The sequence below is a fragment of the Brakhagea slesvicensis genome (assembly GCF_052161625.1).
GTDB lineage: Bacteria > Planctomycetota > Planctomycetia > Pirellulales > Pirellulaceae > JBKCUI01.
Genome location: NZ_CP197412.1, coordinates 1,344,404 through 1,363,533, shown reverse-complemented (window position 1 = coordinate 1,363,533; position 19,130 = coordinate 1,344,404). Strand labels below are relative to the sequence as shown.

14 protein-coding genes are annotated in these 19,130 nt (G+C 55.3%); 5 read left to right on the top strand and 9 right to left on the bottom strand.

Annotated features, from left to right (window positions below; all coding sequences use genetic code 11):
• Positions 1-55 precede the first annotated feature (55 nt).
• The 4 genes from SH467x_RS05225 to SH467x_RS05210 all read right to left on the bottom strand — a co-directional run bounded on the left by SH467x_RS05225 (position 56) and on the right by SH467x_RS05210 (position 5,237).
• Entirely contained in the window at positions 56-1,366 is a 1,311-nt protein-coding gene (locus SH467x_RS05225) for a PP2C family protein-serine/threonine phosphatase (RefSeq protein ID WP_482370235.1), read from the bottom strand.
• Between the two features lie 94 nt (positions 1,367-1,460).
• Positions 1,461-2,279: a TrmH family RNA methyltransferase gene (locus SH467x_RS05220; protein ID WP_482370234.1), complete on the bottom strand. Its 819-nt coding sequence runs from the start codon at positions 2,277-2,279 to the stop codon at positions 1,461-1,463.
• A 5-nt stretch (positions 2,280-2,284) separates the two neighbouring features.
• Positions 2,285-3,976 carry a C25 family cysteine peptidase gene (locus SH467x_RS05215; RefSeq protein ID WP_482370233.1) on the bottom strand — a complete coding sequence of 564 codons (1,692 nt, stop codon included), beginning with the start codon at positions 3,974-3,976 and terminating at the stop codon, positions 2,285-2,287.
• Between the two features lie 40 nt (positions 3,977-4,016).
• Positions 4,017-5,237 carry an aminotransferase class I/II-fold pyridoxal phosphate-dependent enzyme gene (locus tag SH467x_RS05210; protein WP_482370232.1) on the bottom strand — a complete coding sequence of 407 codons (1,221 nt, stop codon included), beginning with the start codon at positions 5,235-5,237 and terminating at the stop codon, positions 4,017-4,019.
• Between the two features lie 636 nt (positions 5,238-5,873).
• Here SH467x_RS05210 and SH467x_RS05205 point away from each other — a divergent pair.
• Positions 5,874-6,875: a DUF1559 family PulG-like putative transporter gene (locus SH467x_RS05205; protein ID WP_482370231.1), complete on the top strand. Its 1,002-nt coding sequence runs from the start codon at positions 5,874-5,876 to the stop codon at positions 6,873-6,875.
• Between the two features lie 62 nt (positions 6,876-6,937).
• On the top strand, positions 6,938-7,120 hold the full coding sequence (locus SH467x_RS05200) for a hypothetical protein (RefSeq protein WP_482370230.1): 183 nt from the start codon (positions 6,938-6,940) through the stop codon (positions 7,118-7,120).
• A gap of 31 nt (positions 7,121-7,151) precedes the next feature.
• Here the strand turns inward: SH467x_RS05200 and SH467x_RS05195 are convergent, their stop codons facing one another.
• Both SH467x_RS05195 and SH467x_RS05190 read right to left on the bottom strand, forming a co-directional pair.
• Positions 7,152-7,496 (bottom strand): ArsR/SmtB family transcription factor, encoded by a 345-nt coding sequence (locus tag SH467x_RS05195; RefSeq protein WP_482370229.1) that lies wholly within the window; start codon positions 7,494-7,496, stop codon positions 7,152-7,154.
• Positions 7,497-7,576: 80 nt separating this feature from the next.
• A complete protein-coding gene (locus SH467x_RS05190) occupies positions 7,577-12,007 on the bottom strand; it encodes a PVC-type heme-binding CxxCH protein (RefSeq protein ID WP_482370228.1) in 4,431 nt (1,476 codons plus the stop codon).
• Between the two features lie 105 nt (positions 12,008-12,112).
• On the opposite strand from SH467x_RS05190, the gene SH467x_RS05185 reads away from it, so the two are divergent.
• The gene (locus SH467x_RS05185) at positions 12,113-12,772 is read left to right on the top strand and encodes a GNAT family N-acetyltransferase (protein WP_482370227.1); all 660 of its coding nucleotides are present in this window, start codon (positions 12,113-12,115) and stop codon (positions 12,770-12,772) included.
• A 59-nt stretch (positions 12,773-12,831) separates the two neighbouring features.
• A complete protein-coding gene (gene argS / locus SH467x_RS05180) occupies positions 12,832-14,811 on the top strand; it encodes an arginine--tRNA ligase (RefSeq protein ID WP_482370226.1) in 1,980 nt (659 codons plus the stop codon).
• 100 nt (positions 14,812-14,911) lie between these two features.
• Here argS and epmB read toward each other — a convergent pair whose 3' ends face one another.
• Together epmB and SH467x_RS05170 are read right to left on the bottom strand one after the other, a co-directional pair.
• Positions 14,912-15,913, bottom strand: coding sequence for an EF-P beta-lysylation protein EpmB (gene epmB, locus SH467x_RS05175; RefSeq protein WP_482370225.1), 1,002 nt, complete (start codon positions 15,911-15,913; stop codon positions 14,912-14,914).
• Positions 15,903-16,964 carry a lysylphosphatidylglycerol synthase transmembrane domain-containing protein gene (locus SH467x_RS05170; RefSeq protein ID WP_482370224.1) on the bottom strand — a complete coding sequence of 354 codons (1,062 nt, stop codon included), beginning with the start codon at positions 16,962-16,964 and terminating at the stop codon, positions 15,903-15,905. The genes epmB and SH467x_RS05170 overlap by 11 nt, the downstream gene beginning before the upstream one ends.
• 190 nt (positions 16,965-17,154) lie before the next feature.
• On the opposite strand from SH467x_RS05170, the gene SH467x_RS05165 reads away from it, so the two are divergent.
• Positions 17,155-18,141, top strand: a complete 987-nt coding sequence (locus SH467x_RS05165) for a hypothetical protein (RefSeq protein WP_482370223.1) — start codon at positions 17,155-17,157, stop codon at positions 18,139-18,141.
• A 1-nt stretch (position 18,142) separates the two neighbouring features.
• Here the strand turns inward: SH467x_RS05165 and nadC are convergent, their stop codons facing one another.
• A complete protein-coding gene (gene nadC / locus SH467x_RS05160; RefSeq protein WP_482370222.1) occupies positions 18,143-19,078 on the bottom strand; it encodes a carboxylating nicotinate-nucleotide diphosphorylase in 936 nt (311 codons plus the stop codon).
• Positions 19,079-19,130 lie beyond the last annotated feature (52 nt).

Genomic DNA, 19,130 nt, shown 5'->3' with positions numbered 1-19,130 from the left:
CAAGTCCGAATCCAACGTGCTGAAATAGACGCCAGGTGCATCGAGCTGGAGTCGATCAGTAATCGATCGTTTCGGAATCGTCCGTAGACTCGCTTTGGTGGACGCGTGCCTCTCGCATCATGATCATGATGACTTGAACGAAACTCCGAATCGAGTCCGCATAGCGGCTTTCTTTCTGAGCTCGTTGGGATTGTTCGCGCGCGGTGCTGAGTTCCTGGGAAGCCGTCGACCAGTGGTTCTCATCAAACCACGACTCCAACTCCGAAACGACTTGCGCGAGATTCTCCGTGAATGCTCGGTCTGGCTTGCAGGCGAAGCGGCGGTAGGGGGATTTGCCGTATCCACTCGCGGGGCGTTCAATCGGCACTGTGCCCGATTGGTACTTGTACCATCCCGAGGCGAAGGCGACAGCCGCAGCGGCTAACGCTAGTAGCGCGATCGGAAATTGCTGCAGGGCCAACAAAACGACCGACAGAAGGATCGCGACGGCCGCGGCGATGCCAAAAGGCAACGGATAGTGGGAGGATGTGCGAGTGGCGCTCGTTCCCGTTGAAGCCCTTGTGTCCACGATCGCATCGGAAGTTACTTCTCCGACGACCACGGTAATATTGTCCGGACCACCGCGCAGGTTGGCGATGTCCACCATCGCTTGGACTGCCGTGTCACGATCGAGAACTTGCAGTAGAACTCCGATCTCTTCATCGCTCAATTGTCCGCTCAATCCATCGCTGCAGAGAAGAAATTTATCTCCCAGACGCAAGGGAAACGGACCTTCGACATCCACCATCACGCTCGCGTTCGGTCCCAGCGATCGCGTGATCACATTCTTTGGAATCGTGCTATTGCGAATCGCTTCTTCAGAGAGTTCGCCCGAGGCTCTCATCTCCCACACGAGAGAGTGATCAAATGTGAGCTGCTCCAACTGGGAGCCTCGCAGTCTGTAGACGCGAGAATCTCCCACGTGGGCAATCAAGGCCCCCTCAGGCACAATCGCTAGGGCGCAAGTCGTCGTTCCCATGCTACGAAATTCGGGATTCGCCTGCCCGCGACGGAAGATCTCGGCATTGGTCTCGATCAAAGCCTGGTGTAGGGCTTCCGCATGGAGCCCTCGGACGAGCTTTCGATAGTGATGGGGAATGAGCTCGACCGACAATTGGCTTGCCAACTCACCGGCCGCATGTGCCCCCATCCCGTCCGCGACGATGAGCAAGTGCCCGAACTTATTCCAAGCCGACTCATCCGCCGCCAGAAACACTCCGTGATTGTCTTGGTTGTTGCGTCGGCGCATTCCGACATGCGTTGCACTCGCAACGGAAAAGGCGGACTGCCAAGCGATGGTGGGGGCAGAAGGAGAACGTTGAGACAAGTTGGATGACGGATAGGGGAAGAAAGAGTGAGTAAGGCCTTCTTAATAATAATCAGAACAGGTGGTGCACACCTAGTACCCAAAGTTGGGAGACCTAGCAGATCCGGCAAAGATTATGAAGGATAATTCCGGCGGCGACACTTACGTTGAGGGAATCTGTGGCCAACCCCATCTCAATCTTGAGACGCCGACTGCACTCCGACAGAATGTCTTCGGGTAGCCCGTGGGCTTCGTTTCCAAAAAGCACAATGGAATGCCCCTGCCGGGCAAATTCGCACAGTTCCTCGCTGTCATTGGCCAAGCAAGCCGCGATGGATTCCACCCCCTTTTCGTCGAGCGCTCGCAACGCTTGGTGAACGTCGTCGACTTCGAAAAAGCGAAGTTTGAACGCATTCCCCATCGAAACTCGCAATACCCGCCTGGCAAAGGGATCGACGCATTGGGGGCCCAGGACTATGTCTTGGATTCCGAAGGCGGAGCAGGTTCTCAGGATGGACCCCAAATTCTCGGGGTCTTGCACGCCGACCAAAAGAACGCCGGTCCAGCGGTCCCGCTTCGTCGGGCGTGCCTCCCAGGCCTGCATTTGGAGCAGGTCGGCAATCGTTCCGATTGCGGGGCGCAGCCCGCAGGCTAAATAGCCGCGATGGAAATGGAATCCGATAAGCTCGCTGATCATCGCGCTGGGGACGACCCACACGGGCTGGTCGGCCGGAATCCAGCCTTTTGCCTCGTCGATGAATGCTTCGTCCAGGAGCACCGACTCGACCTGCACTCGGCTCGCCAACAATCGAGCCACGAGCGGTTTGCTCTCGGCAATGAATCGACCGCTAAATCGCGTTAGATTCGTCGTACGCAGATGCCGATAGGGATCCAGTTGGGGGGCTTGGATGTCCTCAATGCGTGTCCATGACATCCTGTTCAATTCGCTTTCCGCTTGCGTTGAAACTGAAGGCGTTTGGTCCCGATAGCCCAATCTTCGGCCCCTTGCATGCGAGCCCGCAGGACGTATTGGCCGCGAAAGTCATCCGTGGATTCAAACAGAATGCGATGTGTCCCCGCTTCGACCTCCAAGTGCTGATGGGCGATGACGAGATGGTTCGCACGATCGTAATTCTGTTGCATGCGTTGGTATCGGGCTTCGGCCTGCTCGTTCGCTTGTATGGATTCTAAATGGCTTGGCAAGCGATCGCGATGGAGAAGCAGTTCTACCTCTATCGTCCCGTCCCATGGGGCTTCGATGTTGGCCTCCAGCGACTCTCCTGCTTCGTATGTGTCCCGAGCTTCGATATTCAAAGGTTTGGGATGACGAATAACCAACAGGGGGTCACCAAGTAGATTCATCAGCCGAACATGCTCTCTTCGTTCTGCGACCAAGTCATGGCCGGCAGGACTCAGCGCCGTCGCCATCGCTTCGATCGCCGATTGGTATTTCGATTTCAGCTTGCTTCCTGAACCGGTTGACCGTTCCTTCGCCTTCTCCGGTTCCTCGTCATCGAGCCAAATCGCTTTTTTTGCTTGCAGTACGACTTGCCCTAAACGGGACTCGTTCTGCACGAAGCAGGTATCCATCATCTCTCCAGCTAGCTGACTCAGCCCGTAAGGCATGGTGACGCGTGACCCCGCGACGACGGCGATCGGGCCATTGGGCTGATGCAACAGACGTTCGGCAAAACAATCCACCTTTGCATCGAACGCTCCGGTATAGCAGGCAAGCAGGACCGCAACAGGAGGGCCCACCGGTGCATCGAATAGTTCGGTATCTTCCGGGCTACAGATGCACTCTTCGCAATTGTCGTAATGGAAGTCGTCCAGCGAATCGATCCAGCCGTGACCGATGTAAACCCAAAACAAACCACCCCGATTGAGCTTGCCCAGAAAGGTCTGTTTGAGTGAACGTGGATCGGGGCAATAGGGGCTGTGCACGCTGGCATAGGTCATCTGCAACCGAAAACGATCTGGGATTCCTTCCGAGAGGTAACGCCTAGCCACGGTCTCAATGGCCTTGTCAGCGAACAACCCGAAGCCCCCCACTCCTGCTGTAACATGCACGCGATCACGCCATTCGCTGAAATCGTTGGAATGCTCGTAGCGAATAACGCGTTGAAGCATCCGTTCCAATTCTTCGGCTGATTTTGCTGGTATTCGCCCCACGGCAACGTCGGGGCTGCCGTCCCCATCCAAGTCTGAAAAGGGATTGTCGCTCGCTAGGGTTGGGGTTTGGCCCTCCCCCAACTTCACACTCGTCGGTAGCAAGAAAGTTGGAACGATCGTCTCGCGAATGGGGGGCAACTTTGGGTCTGTTGTAGAGTCATGAAAGACATCCCCACACAATACCACCGCCTCGAGCGAGCCCGCTTTCTCTGACTTTTCGATGATCCTTTGGCGTAACGCGGAGGGATCTCGGTGGCTGTCGAGGATCGTGAGCTGGTAATCCTTGCTTCGATAAGCGGCCCATTTTTGAAGGGCTGGCTGCCAAGCGGCGGGGCAAACGACGACTACCTCGGGGGGTGCTTGGCTCTCCACGAACGCCTCGGCTAAGGTCCCTTGCGGTAGGGCCAAGGCGATCGCTGCGTGAACGAGGCAACCAAGTACTGCAATCAACCTTCGCATCGTCTCGCCTCTCCCTGGGTGCACGCCGACTACTCGCTCATTACACTCCGACCAACTCCGGTGCAGTGGTTCGTTCTAAACAGGCGCCGATCTGTCGGACGGCTTGCCGGAGTCGGGCCTCGTTTTCCACGAGCGCCATTCGTAAATACCCCTCTCCGAGCGGGCCGAACCCACCCCCTGGGCTGACTGCGACATTGCCATGTTCAAGCAGATGCATGGCGAAGTCGATGGAGTTCATGCGGGAAGCCCATGGTTCGGGGATCTTTGCCCAAGCGAACATGCCGGCTTTGGGAGTCGATACCTCCCAACCGATGCGCCGCAGCCCTTCTACCAACACGTCCCTGCGCCCTTGATAAATCTGGGACTGCTTTTCCACGGTCGCCTCCGTATCGCGGAGCGCGACAATAGCCGCGATTTGGATCGCTTGGAACATTCCGTAGTCGTAGTATCCCTTGATCGTCGCCAATGCCTTCACCATGTCGGCATTTCCTGAGCAGAAGCCAACGCGCCAACCGGCCATGTTGTACCCCTTGCTCATCGTCGTGAATTCCACTCCGACATCTTTGGCTCCCGGGGCCGATAAGAAAGATGGGGGAGTGTAATCATCGTAGGCAACGTCGGCGTACGCGAAGTCGCTGATCACCATCAAGCCGTATTTCTTCGCCAGCCTGACCACGTCCACAAAGAACTCCGGTTCGACCGTTACTGTGGAGGGATTGTGGGGATAGTTGATAATGAGCAACTTCGGTCGAGGATAAAAATGCTCGCACGTATAGGCAATGTTTGAGAGATACCGCTCGGTATTGGATACATCGAGCGCGACCACATTACCCGACGCCAACACGACACCATACATGTGCACGGGGAAGTAAGGTGCGGGAATGATCGCGGTGTCTCCGGCGCCGATCAAGGCGAGGAGCATGTGGGAGAAGCCTTCTTTGGATCCCAAACAAACGATTGTTTCCGTCTCAGGATCCAAACGAACGCCGTACTTGCGGAGATATTTGCTCGTCACCTCTCGGCGAAGATTCAAGATCCCGTTGCTCTTCGAATACCCGTGATTGGTCGTGTCCTTCGCTGCCTCGGAAAGCTTGGCAATCACCGCAGGGTCCGGCGGATCGGAAGGGTTACCCATCCCTAAATCGATCAAGTCCTGTCCGGCGCGCCGCTTCTGGTAGAGCAAATTGTTGATCCGGCCAAATAGATAGGGAGGGAGACGATGCACCCGTGGGGCCAACTCCATTTTGAAATCGCTACTCATTTGAAACGCCGACTGGCATAAGTGATACTGATTCGGGTCGAGAGCCAGCCGGATCGCCTCGGTCCTGACAGGAACTGGAAATCGCCGACTAGCTTGGGGTTACAGATAAGATACGGCCTTGGAAGGTTCGAAGAAAGGCAGAAATGGGTTTGCATGGCTATTCCTTGCTGAGGGCCCGCAATGGCTAACCGTCGCAATAAGTGGCAATCCTGATCGAAAAATTAAAAAATATTCAAATTTTTTTTTCTTCTGTTCGCGAGAGCTTAACGGAAGGCATGACGTTTCGAAGGTTCCGATCCCAACACACGAGCGGCGAAATACGCAATGGCTTCCAAAGCACCTTAGTTTGAATTTTGCAACCTTGCTTGAGCCATTGCATCGTACTTCGGCGGACTGGTGCGCGTACTCGAGTCCTCCTTGGTGTGGCGTTTCTCGCACGGTTTGGGCAGAGGCGAACGAAGATTTCGATTCCCAAGAACATCGACGTTGTCTCGAAACAGATTCCAATCTTCACAATCCTTTCTACACTCAGTGGAGTCGATTCTGAAGACTTGGCAGCAGTCGCGTTTCGGGTCTCTCCCCCCCTCAGTCGCTGCCGGTGATTTTTTCATCTCTTTATCTATTTCGGAGTTCGGTATGCGCACTGGTTCTTTTCGAAGGGCGCGGCTTGGTTTCACCTTGGTGGAATTGTTGGTCGTCATTGCCATCATCGGTATTTTGGTTGGTCTTCTGCTCCCTGCAGTGCAAGCAGCGAGGGAGGCGGCTCGTCGTATGAGCTGTCAAAACAACTTGAAGCAAATTGGATTAGCCATCCACAACTTCGAGAGCGGCTACAAGAAATTGCCAGCGGGAGCGTTGGGGCCATCGCGCGTCGATCCCTATATCGATGCCGGAGCCGCGGGGAACCAGCAGTTTTACGGAACGCTGCCTTTCCTCCTCCCCTTTATGGAGTTGAACAATATCTATCAGCAATTTCCCAGTGCATTGCTTCGAATCGACCGTCTCGCGCAGTCTGGAGAGGATCTCCGCTGGGCTTCCACCACCGCTTCGCTGTGGGCCGGCGCCACCAATCCTGGAAATATTGCTCAATACAAGATTCCTAGCTTCATGTGCCCATCCGATTCCAAGACGCCTTCGGCCGTCTATACGCGATTGCACGTACGCGCGTCCTCGGCAACGGGAACGGGAGTTACCGCACAAGCCTTCATTGGTCGGGCTTCGGGTGGTTGGCAAGTAGCTGCCCTCGGGCGAACCAATTACGCCGGTGCACAAGGTCGTCCGGATGTAGAAGGTGGACGATGGCAAGGCCTGTTCCGCAACCGAATGGAAACCAGATTTGGAAGCGTTTCCGACGGATTGAGCAACGTCATTGCATATGGAGAGACTCGCGGCGGAAACGTCACAGGCCCTGTCGAGCCATCGACGGTTCTCTGGATCTCAGCCATCCCTTTGCCTTCCTCCTCGACATGGCTGTTGGGTGAAGACAACTGGTATGAGTTCTCTAGCAACCATACCGGCCTGACCAACTTCACCTTGGGTGACGGATCGGTTCGAGGTATTAGCAACAACATAGACGGCGCAACTTGGCTTCGTCTCAATGGTATCTCCGACGGCGAAGTCATCAGCAACGAATTCTAAGCCGCTGCGGAATGCTATTGCCGATTGCAATCCGTTTACAACTTTTTCCTATGAATGCGAATATGAAAAGCACTCCATCGATTCGATTTTTAGTCGTTGCCGGTTTCCTCTCCTCGATGCTCCCGATCATGGGATGCTCCGAGGACAAGAAAGTGGAAATCCCGGAGAATTTTGTCGAGCTCCCAACGAGCGACACCCCCGCAGGTCAAAAGAAAGTCAAACCCGACTCGACGGAGTCGGACTGATCGATCGCCTCAGGGCCATGGAATTACTCTCTCACTCATCGCTGGACATTCGGAGCGTACAGCAGCCGAAGTCCAGCGTCTGGGCGATTGTGCGGCTCGCTAATACCTCGCGATTGATTTCGTAATAGATAAATCGTCCCTCTCTTCGGGTGAGGACGATCCCGGCGTGATAAAGCACTCGCAGATGGTGCGACACGTTTGGGATCTCGATATCGAGCAAGTTCGAAAGATCGGTCCCGGTGAGAGCGGCCCCCTGCAGAGCTTTCAGAATGCGTATTCTCGCTGGATCCGCGAGGGCTTTGAGGTACTTCGCGCACTGCTCGGAGTCATCGCTTTTGCTCGCGCTCTCTTTGCCCCGGTTTTTCGATGTGGTCATTTGCGATTTACCGATCCTGTGTGCCGATCAACCCCTCTGTCATTCTACGCATCTTGGCCCGTGTCCCCAAGCCTCAATGCCTATTCTCGGCTGGGCAAACTGGCCGAAGCCGGAATGCCATCGCGTTGGTAACGCCAGTTCTTGATGTACCAAAGTAACTCTCCCATCTCGGTCGGAGTCATCAGGGCCTCGAAACCTTCTGGCATCATGGATTGGCCCGAACTCTTGAACTCCTCCAATTCGTCGCGACCGATGGTTCGGCGAACTCCATTCTGTTGCTCCAAAACAACGCTTTGCGCATTAGCCTCCTTGAGAATCCCTTCTACCACCTCCCCTTCTATGGTCCGCGCGAGGTATCGAAAGTAGTTGGCGTCGATTGTTTGATTCGGATCTAAAACGGCGGTGAGCAGTTTATCGTAGCTTTGTATGCGTGAGTCGGAGATGTCGGGGCCAATGGCAACACCAAGCCCATCGATTCGGTGGCACGATGCGCAATGCTTTCCAAAAAGGGCTCGTCCCGTTGCGTAGTCGGATTCCCCTTTTCTCTCCGAAATCGCAGAGTGATAGCGGGCGATGACGTTTTGTCTCGATTCATTCGAAAGAGTTGCCATGACGCCCGCAATACGTTTTCGCAACTCTGCGGCAGGCAGTTTTTGCAGGCTCGTCCATTGCGACGGAGTGAGCAAACGGGGAGACAACCGTTTCGTCTCCAACGCTTCGACCAACGATTCGCTATACGCAGGATCCCGAAGAGCGATCGATACAAGTTCATTCCGCAGGCTGGGGGAGGCGCTGCTCAAGCGATCGGCCATCCACGTGGTGAGAATGGGGCTCGATAATCGGCTCAATCCTCGAATGCCCTCCAACACTTCACCCTCGAATTCGCTCGTCAAGCACGCGACGTAAAGCTGTTCCTTGCGCTGTCGCGAAACACCTTCGAGTCCCCCCAAGCAACGGATCGCCAGGATTCGATGCTGCAAAGTCTTGGATTCTCGTGCGACTTGTTCGATGGCTGCGATGGCATCGTCGCGGAGTCCCCCTCCCTTCCATCCACCGGTTCCTTGCCCGGAAAGAATGGCTAGTGCCACTCCCTCGCTTCGGGGTGAACGGCGCTTCTTATCCTCGCTCCAAAATGCGTTCAATTCCCCACTCCACTCTGCTGGAGTCTGACCAACCGTTCGCTTTGACAACCGCTCTATCGCCTCCAGTTCGCTCGGATAGATATCTTCAACATCGGCGGGTGCGGTGTTCTGAAGAGCCCGCAGGTATTTGGGCATTAATGCGAACCCTTCCTTTTCTAATAGCTTCGACGCCCCCATCCAAAGGAGACGATCTTCAGGCGATTCGATCAGCTTTGCGATCGCGCTGCGGTCGATCGACTCTCGCGATTCCACCGGCAATCGCTCCAAGCCGATCCAAGCGATGGACCATGCAGCCAGCTGGCTCCATTCTCGTTGCTCCGAATGCAATCCTTCGCGCAAGCACGATATCAGCTCCGGTGTCAGCCAGTCATCTTTGGCATCCTCGGAAGCGTTTCTCGCGACCTCCGCAACGAGCCTCGCTCCGAGCACTTGCAATTCACTGTCCTGGCTCCTTGAAAGGGCGATGGCATCCGCCGGCTGAAACGCTTGGGCTGCAAACAGGAGTTGGGCTGCGATGGACACTGCTTCATTAGCTGCGTTGTAAGGCTGTGTGGTGCGCGTTTGAGATCTCGTGACCCTGCGCAAGCTTTCGAGATCCGATTCGCGGATGCTCGCTGAATGGATTTTCTCCAAGATTCGCAATGCCGCTTGCCGTTGAACCCATCGATCGGAATGGGAAAGAAGCTCGACCAGCTCCCGCTGGGTTCCCGTCGCGACTTGATTCGCTGGCGCATCGTTTTGTTCCGTAATGCGATAGATGCGCCCCATCCCATCGCCATCTCGTTCATCCGGTCGATGTTTGAGTTCGTCCGGTACCCATTCTGGATGTTCGATGACTGCACGATACATGTCCACGACATAGAGAGCTTGACCCGGGCCTAGCACCAAATCGACAGGGCGAAACCATGGATCGCGACTGGCAAGGAATTCTCGATCTTCATGGTCAACCTTTCGAACCTCTAGCTGCCCATCGGGTTTTCTGGTCAAGGTGCGGCACTGCACCAAGCTGCCGGTTGGTTCGCAGGCGAGGACATGGATGCCTGATTTGCGTCCCATCCATTCCCCCTCCGCAAGTGTTACGCCGCATGCTGCCGTGAACTGCCCTGCGTGTAAATTCGATGTTGTCCAAGCTTGAACGAGTGGATGCACCCGCGACTCGGCTTCCGCCGGAAGGATATTCCGGATGGCAGGAGCAAAACCGGAAAGGGGACTATCGCTCGATTGCACCTTCTCTACCTGAACCAAAAAGCATGGTTGTCGGTTCGCGCAACCGTATCTCCTACCAGCCCGATCGAAAGCCAAACCGTATTGAGCTGGACCTGCGATCGCTTCCAGTTTCCCTGTTACAAGATGGAATCGAACATCCCCTCCGGTTGCATCCACCGACTGTTTGGCAAAGGGGTAGCCTGGTCCCGTATCCACTTTTCCAAGTCGAAGTCCGCTGGCGATGGTGAGCCAACCGTCGGGCGTGATCGTGGGGTGATTGGCGCGCAATTGAGGATTTCCTGCTGAAAACCCTTCGAGCCAAATCGCCTCCGAATCGGCCCGGCCATCTTGGTTGTCGTCACCTAAAAAGATCAGCTTCCCTTCGACCGTAACGAAAGCTCCGTTGGACCAAGGCTGGACGCCGGTTGCAAATCGCAGGCCATCTTGAAAAACCGATCGCGTGTCCATGACCCCATTGCTGTCTGAATCGCTCAAGATCACGACGCGAGATTGCCCTTCTGGGGAGGGGTGAGGGTAATCTCCCATTTCAACAACCCACAACCGGCCTTGCCCATCGAATTGCATCGCGATGGGGTCGAAGACCATCGGTTCGGAAGCAACCAGTTCGACTCGCTGATTTCCATCGGTCTGCATGAACCCGATAGACAGGTCCGGTGCAACAGGTGGTTTCGGCTGCTCCTGCCATTCGACGGGTTTGCCTTCCGGCACGCGTTGCTTGAACGCTTGCTTTCGAATTCTTTCGTGCAATTGGCTTACCAGTCGCTGGATCGTCTCCACCATCTTCGGCTCCGCAAATTCCTCCAAGCAACTGGTGCGGGCTCTCCAGGTGGTGTAGCTGCCGAGCTGAAACATTTCGGGTGGAGGGATATAGCCGCAGTGACCGTTGGCAAGTCCGATATTCATCGTGTGTGCAAACGGGCTCGCCTGGCGGATTTTCAATCCGGTTTCTCCGTAGGATTCGCAAGGATTGGCGGCAATGACCATATCCCCTACCCGCAATGCTTGAACATTCATGACACGGGTGGCTGGGAGTTCGCTAAGCAATACGGTTTCACGCGCGTAGTTTTCGTCCATTGTTTTGGGCAATCGGTCCTGCAAGTGGGATGCAATCCAATTTTTGGCCTGCGATACCTCTTCATCGCTCGGCATCCGCACTGCGACATCGAAGCTTGCGAATTCGCTGTCGATCGTGACGTCAGAGCGGTATTCGATCCCCTTCACTGCTTCGAGGATCAAGTCGCTCACATAGGTACCGACATCGGCAAAGGTAAAGGGCTCGCGAGGTTTGCTAAAGTCAATGCAGTTCGCATTTCCGCTGGTTCCGTTTGCCATCAGCCCGACAAATTGCTCGGGTGCATCGCTGCGCAATTCTTTTGCTAAGCGGTTGCATACAAAACCGAAATAATCCGATGAAAGAGCCTTGGCACCGGCATAGTGGGTACCAAAGCTTGCGAGCAGGGCGAGATGGTTTCCGTCTTGGTCTTGGACGCTGAGGATGGGAATATGGCGATCGATCGAGCTGACGGGGGCACGCTTATTCTCGTTTTCGTGGCCAGGATTCATGGAAACCCAATCCGCATTGCGACCGGTGAAGAGGGTGCTGTTCGCAGCCCCAGGCTTCATCAGCCAATCGCGGCAATAGATAAAGCGATCCGCGGTTGCCGATGCGAATCCGATCTTGGCCGGCACCAGTCGAGCTTGGGCGTCCTGAATGCCTTCCGCGATCCAATTCGGGAGCGCTGCGGCGTAGTCCTCTTGGATAGGGCAACCGTGTGTCCCTGCGACCGCTACGGCGGAGTGGGTATGGGTGGCGGCAATCAAGATCCGTTCTGGCGGGATGCCCGTCGCCTGGTGCGCCAAGGCCTTGGCGCGATCGGTGACTTCATGCGGCAAGATGCAGTTGTCAACGATCGCGATTGCAATAACCGACTTCCCATCATCGAGAACCAGAGTCCGAGAAAAGAGGGATTCCCGGACACTGTCGGCTTGGTAGCCAGCGATTCCGCCGTTGACCCAGACGGGAAATTGTTTTGGATCGATGTTCTTGGCGGATGCTCCCGCCCGTATCTGGGCTTCGGCACGGAGACTCATCGCGAGGCATAGACAGCCTAGGAACAACGAGAAGGGGATCGACTGTTTCATGGATTCGTGCATGGAAGGAGGGTAGGGAGAGTCGCGAGATGGACCGAAACTTCCAGCCAGCAGAAGCCGGAGTTCACGTTGAAGGGGAGGGGGAATCGGGGTAGGATGAGCTTTTATTATACGGATAACAGAGCGCGAGTAGACACTTTGACTGAGCTACCACCTTTTCTTCCAGGCGACCCTTTGCTTCCAGGTGACCCTTTGCTTCCAGGCGACCCTTTGCTTCCAGGCGACCGGGCCCTCCCGGATCCCGCGCCCCCTGTCAAAGCAGGAGAGTCGGGTAGGGGGGATTTATTGAACTTGACGGTTCGCCGGGCTAAGTTCGACGATCAAGACGCCATTATGCAGCTCTTGGAACCGTTCGTCGAACAAAAGAAGCTCTTGCACCGAACTCGAGCCGAGATCCTCTTGCTGATGGGGACCGGGTTCGTCGCCGAAGTGACCGAAGTGACCGAAGTGACCGAGGGGGAACCAGCTCGGAAGCGCATTATCGGCTTCTCTGCGGTGGAGATCTATTCGAGAAAACTTGGAGAGATCCAATGTTTGGCAGTCGCCGATGGATACCATGGCCACGGCATTGGTAGCTCCCTTGTAAAAGCCTGCGTCGAGCTTGCTCGTGAAAAAGGGATTCTAGAAGTCATGGCGATCAGCTCCTCCGACGCCTTTCTGCGAAATTTGGGCTTCGACTACTCGCTTCCTGAACAAAAGCGTGCACTCTTCTATCAACTTCACTCGCGCGACGAGATCTTCAACAGCGACGAGTAGCGATCGCCGGTCGCGTCGCTTCCCTTCCACCGCTAGTCCTCATTGCAGGCCCTGTTTTCATGCAACTGCTTCACACGATTCGAGCGAAGTTTGAACCGATCCTAAGCCAATGGCTGCCCGATCCCGGTGCCTTGCAAGCCTCCTTGGATCGCATTGTCGCCTCTCGCGATGCCTCGCTCGCCGATTATCAAGCCAACGTGGCAATGCCTTTGCAAAAGATTGTTGGCAAACCGCCTCTGGAAATTGCCGAAGCCATCGTGAAGGGCTTGCGCGTCGAGGATCTGTGCAGCGAGGTCGGAATCGCGGGTGCTGGATACGTCAATTTGCGTCTATCCCAGACCTTTCTTGAAAAGGCATGCGAAGCGGCCTATCAGTCGGACAAGATTGGTGTGGAGGGTGCGCGAGAGGCGAAAACGGTCGTCGTCGACTACTCTTCCCCCAACGTTGCGAAACCGATGCACGTCGGCCATATTCGCTCCACCGTGATCGGAGATTCGATTGCCAAGATTCTTCGATTCCTCGGTCATCATGTCATCACTGACAATCATCTCGGGGATTGGGGTACGCAATTCGGGATGATCATCTATGGCTACAAACATTTCCGCGACGAAGAGGCTTTCCAGAAAGCACCTGTCGCAGAGCTTGGACGTCTTTACCGCGTCGTCCAAAGAATCATCGGATACCAATCGCTCGTCGCCAACCTCACCACGTTGGAACGCAATGCCGTTCTCGCCACGGAGAAATTGCAAGCTGTATCGGAGAAACAAGCCGCTGCACCGAACGATAAAAAACTACAAAAGGAGCTCAAGTCAGCCAGCAATGCGGCCAAGGAAACTGCAGCGGAGCTAGAGTCTGCCAAGCAATCCATTGCCAGCGCGCGGTCGGACGCCCTCTTCATCGAGCGATGCGACGCCCACCCTCAATTGGAGTCGCGAGTCCTAAAGGAAACGTCGAAACTGCACCACGGGGACAAAGAGAATCTCGGACTTTGGGAAGCGTTCTTGCCTCATTGCAAAGAGGAGATTCATGGGATCTACGAACGGTTGAACGTTCAGTTCGATCATGAGTTGGGTGAGAGTTTTTACCACGACATGTTGCCGGCAGTGATCGAAGAGCTGATGGCAAAGGACTTGGCTATGCCGAGCGAAGGGGCCATCTGCGTTTTCCTCGAGGGTTTCGACGCGCCGATGATTGTGCAAAAGCAAGATGGGGCGTACCTCTACTCCACGACCGACCTGGCCACAGCCATGTTCAGGGAAAGAGAATTCGAACCCGATGCCTGCCTCTACGTCGTGGACCACCGGCAGAGCGAGCATTTCCAAAAGCTGTTCGCCGTCCTACAGAAGCTTGGTCTGACCCATACCACCTTCAAGCATGTCAGCTTCGGAACTGTCATGGGGCAAGACGGGAAGCCGTTCAAAACGCGATCGGGTGAAAATATTGGATTGGAGTCGATGCTGGACGAGGCCATCTCGAGAGCATGGGAAGTCGTTTGCAATCCCAATCGGATCAAATCGTTTGGGATAGAACTCACCGACGAGGAAAAGCGGGATATCGCCAACAAGGTCGGAATCGGTGCGATCAAATACGCCGATTTGAGCCACAACCGAACCAGCGATTACGTGTTCGATATGGACAAGATGGTGCAGCTCGAGGGGAACACAGCGGCGTACATCCAATACTCCTATGCGAGAACACGAAGCATTCTGCGCCGTGCGTCGGGAGAAGAGTTCCAAATCACAGACTGGCCGGCTGCCGCCATCCAAATCGAACAGCCACCCGAACGGGCTCTCGCGATGCAGATTCTTCGTTTTGAAGACACCCTGGTTCAGTCGACCAGCGACTATTTGCCCAGCGTCGTCACCGATTATCTCTACGAGCTCGCGAAGCTCTTCAGCAGTTTCTTTGATCAATGCCCGGTACTGAAGGCGGAGAATCCCGAATTGATTCGATCTCGTCTCAAGTTGACGGAACTCACCGGCAGAGTTCTTAAGAAAGGGCTTGAAGTTCTCGGTATCGAGACCGTCGAACGCATGTGATGCGAAGTCCTGCCCGGACAGAGCTTCAGCATCCAGACCCGGGGGAACCGCAGCGCTACCTCGATGGGGTCAAACGCAACTTCGCAATCGCGAAGAAATGTCAAAGGGGTGTTTTGTTTTCTTCACCGGCGATTTCGCGAACATAGAGTGGAACCGCGTAGCCAGGCAAGCGTGTTCGAACTTCTTTCAACAGCTCGCGACCGAGAGTTTCGGGGACTTCCCAATGCGAGGCTCCTTGGACGCGATCGAGCTGGTGTAGGTAGTACGGTCCTACTTGGAGGTCGATCAAACGTTCAAAAAGGTGGGTCAGCGTTTGTGGATCGTCGTTCACACCTCGCAGCAACACCGCTTGATTGAGGACGGTCGAACCGGCGCTTCGCAATCTTGCAATGGCCATTGCCACATCATCGTCGATTTCGTTTGGGTGATTGATATGCAGCACTACCCAGTGGGCCAATCGAGAGCGAGAGAGACGCTCGATCAAGGCCGATGTCACTCGGCTGGGAATCACGACCGGCAATCGGGTGTGCAGTCGAAGCCGGTGCACATGGGGAATCGACTCGATGCGATCGATCCATCGCGTCAGCGTCGCGTCGACCAAGCTCAGGGGATCCCCACCCGAGAGGATCACTTCGCGAATCGAGTTGTCTTTCTCGATCGCCAAAAACGACTCTTCCCAATGCTGCATGGATTTGGGAGCGGTGTCGTAGGGGTAATGGCGACGGAAGCAGTAGCGGCAGTGAATAGCGCAGGCTCCGCTGGCGATCATCAGAACCCTGCCGTGGTACTTATGCAGTAGCCCGGGCGCTTTCTCTACCGACAGGTCTCCCACCGGATCGTTTTGAAAGTGCTTTGCATTGTGGGATTCATCTCGGGCGGGCCAGACTTGCAGGAACAGAGGGTCTCGAGGATTGCCTTGCTCCATGCGAGCGACAAATTCGAGGGGGGCAAAGAGCGGGAAATCGGTTTGCCCCTCTTGAGACCAGTCGAGATCGGAGGGGTCGAGATGCAATCTTTGAAGAAGGTCGCTAGGCGTTCGAATCGCCCGCTTCATCGATTCCTGCCAGCTGTCGATCGACGGCGCGATCGGTTCATTCGCCATGGATCATGCCCTGAGGACGTCGCCCCGATCGATATTCGTTGTACAGGAACAACGCTCCCGCCACGATCGCCGGCAAAAGGTAGTAGATAACTCGAAAGAGGATCACAGCCGAAAAGACTTGACTCTCCCAGCTGCCAGGTAGGAAGCTGAGCAAGATCATTTCGAGGATTCCGTATCCACCGGGAACGTGTGTGATCACCGCGGCGATCTGAGCAGATATGTACGCGATCAGCACGGTCGAAAAATTGATCTGGTCCGGGCCGCTTCCAATAACATCTGGCGGCATCAAACTATAAAGGACTGTGGTCGCGAGCAAGAAATCGCCGGCAGAAACCAGCAGTTGCATGACCGAGAGTTTGAAGGGTGGAAGGGCTACTTCGAAGTCTCGGAATCGGATTGGCTTTCGGATGAAGAGGCAGGACATCAGATAGCCCAGAACGCAGGAGAGAAACACGTAGCCCCAGGTTCGGGGCTCCAGCATCAGCTTCTCCATCACATCATCTGGCAAATGAATGGGAAGTGCGACGAAGGCGACTCCGGCCAGCAGAAAGAGTCCAAGCCAGAAGGTGATCGATAGGATCGAAACGAAGGCGATGATTTCCAGCAGCGAGAATCCCCAAGTGGAGTACATGCGATATCGAACCGCGTTCCCTCCGAGCAGCCAGCCGAGCACATTGCCACACGCGTAACCAACAACCGCACCTGCCATGATCTTGGAGATGGGGAGTTTTTTCCGAAGGTGTCGGACCGCGATCCAGTCGTACCCGGTCAGGACGATGTAGTTCAGCACGGTCAGTGCTAGAGCGATGGCGAAGTGGTACCAGGGGAGGGTTCCGATGGATTCGTAAACCTTATCCCACGTGACTCCACCTGAGGAAAGCTTCTTTTTTACCATCCAAAACGCAAACGCCATGATCGCGAGGATCGCGGTTATTTTCGCCGATTCACCTAGCCGGCTGACGGTGCGGCTCGGGGTCGAAGGAACTGGCGATGCCTTGATCGGCGTTTCGCTGTAGGGATTGGGCTCGGGGGATTGCGGAGACAACTTCATTCCTGCCAAAAAATCGTAAGGGCTCTCCGGAAATGCCGGGAGGAGTCCAGTTTTTCTGATGTTAACTTACGCAATATGCGTTCAGTTTGGTAGCTCAAACGAAAACGCCGATTGTTCCGACCTTACCGGCCGATACGACTAGAAACATAACCAGATTTCTGTCCGTTCCCGCTTAATGTCGGTCGATCCCATGCGTTATTCATTGCAAAACTATCTAGCTTGGGCCACTCTTTCCCTTCTTTTTGCCGTTCCCAAAGTGGCATTGGGGCAGATGGCGACCAACATTGTCGTGCCGGGAACCGGTGTGCACTTGACCCAAGTCGGAGACGACTTTGAAGACGAAACTTGGTCCTTCGTCCCCAACAATCCAAAAAGCACCGAGGACATCGACGAAAATCAACGCGCCCCTCTTGGGAAATCGACCAATGGCCGTTGGTACGAAGGTGCCAAACGGGGCCACCCCGATATTGTCAAAAGGGTTGCAACCCCCGAGGGTGGATTACCCGGCAGTGAGGGTGCACTGCTGTTGAAGTCTCTTCAAACGGGCATTCCGAACCGTCCAAGTCACAAAATGCACCAGGACGATTTCATCTGCAATGTGCAATATCGTCTGGGTGGTACGGTTCCGGTGTCGCAATCCCCCAGCATGACGACCCGCGTTTATCTGCCACCTATGGAGGACTGGGAACGCCGAAACGGTCCCCATTTCGCATTCCGCGCCGCGGTGGAAACAACAATCACCGAATCGAAGAAGCAGTTCATGTTCGCTTCGAAGGAGCAAAAAGAGGAGATCTATTGGCCTGGGCTCTTCATACTCCGGGGTGTGAAAAAGGTTGGAAACCAAAACGTCCCCTATGCTTACTTCCGAATCCGAGCAGATCGCAGCGGTGGTGATTTCCTGGGGCCAGAACTGCAAACCATGGGATGGTGGACGTTGGGTATATCCTTCACGCCGGACGGGTTGGTTCACTATTTTGCGAAACCGGGGACAGAGGAACTCACCCGCGACGATTACTTGGCCACCGCCATGCCCTACGGCTATCGCTGCGAAGAAGTCCGATCTTTCTTTTACAACGTGGTCAACAGCGACAATGGCAGAGATTGGTCCACGGATTGGGTCATCGACGATCCCAAGTTCTACGTTCTGAAAACCCAACGGGTCGCGAGCCGTCCGTAGGCTAGGTTGGATTGCCTAACTTCCAATCCAGGCCTAGGTCGAGATTGATCGCCGAGTGGGTCAGCGCCCCGACGCTGATCCGGTCCACACCGGTTCGGGCGATTCCCGCAATGGTCTTGAGATTGACTCCGCCTGAAGCCTCTAGCTGCACGGCGGGATGGACGGTATCGCGTAGGGCGACGCATCGCTCGAGCGTTTCTACATCCATATTGTCGAGAAGAACGATATCTGGGGACGCATTCAATGCCGATTCGAGTTGCGAGATGCTGTCGATCTCGATTTCGATCATCGGCATGGAATCGAATTTGAACGCACCGCTGGCGAGATATTCCTTCGCCGCACGCACGGCAGCACCTGGGTCAAGCAGCGTTCCATCGGATGCGGCCCTGCACGCCAAATGATTGTCCTTGATCAAGACGCCATCAAAGAGTCCCAAGCGATGATTGCGTCCTCCTCCGCATCGCACGGAATATTTTTCCAAACGTCTCCAGCCCGGAGTCGTCTTTCGAGTGTCGTAAACTTTCGCACGTGTTCCGTGCACCTGCGCGACGTACTGGGCAGTCAATGTCGCGATGCCGCACATCCGCCCCAGAAAATTCAATACCGTTCGCTCGCAAGTCAGCAGATCGCGGGCTTCACCGGATAGCTCCGCCAGGGCTTGCCCCGCCGCGAAGACTTCCCCGTCTCCAACAAACGTTTCCAACCCGATCGAACAGTCCATCTCCTGAATCATCGCTTCGATCAAATCGACCCCTGCCGCGACGCCGCTGCTCCTGGCCTGAATCACCGCGGCACCATGCACTCCTTCGGGTACCAAGGCCATGGTGGTTAAGTCCGCGATCCGATCCAGATCTTCGCGTATCGCCAAACGAACCAACTGTGATAGGTCGTCGAGCAATGGCGGGTCGATGGTTTGCGATCGGTAGTCGCTCTGCATGGGAAAAAACCTTGGGATTTGCGTTTATGGGTTTTGGGTGTTTGTTCGTTCC

Coding starts and splice junctions, on each gene's coding strand:
- SH467x_RS05165 (WP_482370223.1), top strand. CDS start 17,155: ATGCGTTATTCATTGCAAAACTATCTAGCTTGGGCCACTCTTTCCCTT.
- epmB (WP_482370225.1), bottom strand. CDS start 15,913: ATGGCGAATGAACCGATCGCGCCGTCGATCGACAGCTGGCAGGAATCG.
- SH467x_RS05185 (WP_482370227.1), top strand. CDS start 12,113: ATGAGCTTTTATTATACGGATAACAGAGCGCGAGTAGACACTTTGACT.
- nadC (WP_482370222.1), bottom strand. CDS start 19,078: ATGCAGAGCGACTACCGATCGCAAACCATCGACCCGCCATTGCTCGAC.
- SH467x_RS05170 (WP_482370224.1), bottom strand. CDS start 16,964: ATGAAGTTGTCTCCGCAATCCCCCGAGCCCAATCCCTACAGCGAAACG.
- SH467x_RS05190 (WP_482370228.1), bottom strand. CDS start 12,007: ATGAAACAGTCGATCCCCTTCTCGTTGTTCCTAGGCTGTCTATGCCTC.
- SH467x_RS05220 (WP_482370234.1), bottom strand. CDS start 2,279: ATGTCATGGACACGCATTGAGGACATCCAAGCCCCCCAACTGGATCCC.
- argS (WP_482370226.1), top strand. CDS start 12,832: ATGCAACTGCTTCACACGATTCGAGCGAAGTTTGAACCGATCCTAAGC.
- SH467x_RS05200 (WP_482370230.1), top strand. CDS start 6,938: ATGAAAAGCACTCCATCGATTCGATTTTTAGTCGTTGCCGGTTTCCTC.
- SH467x_RS05195 (WP_482370229.1), bottom strand. CDS start 7,496: ATGACCACATCGAAAAACCGGGGCAAAGAGAGCGCGAGCAAAAGCGAT.
- SH467x_RS05215 (WP_482370233.1), bottom strand. CDS start 3,976: ATGCGAAGGTTGATTGCAGTACTTGGTTGCCTCGTTCACGCAGCGATC.
- SH467x_RS05205 (WP_482370231.1), top strand. CDS start 5,874: ATGCGCACTGGTTCTTTTCGAAGGGCGCGGCTTGGTTTCACCTTGGTG.
- SH467x_RS05210 (WP_482370232.1), bottom strand. CDS start 5,237: ATGAGTAGCGATTTCAAAATGGAGTTGGCCCCACGGGTGCATCGTCTC.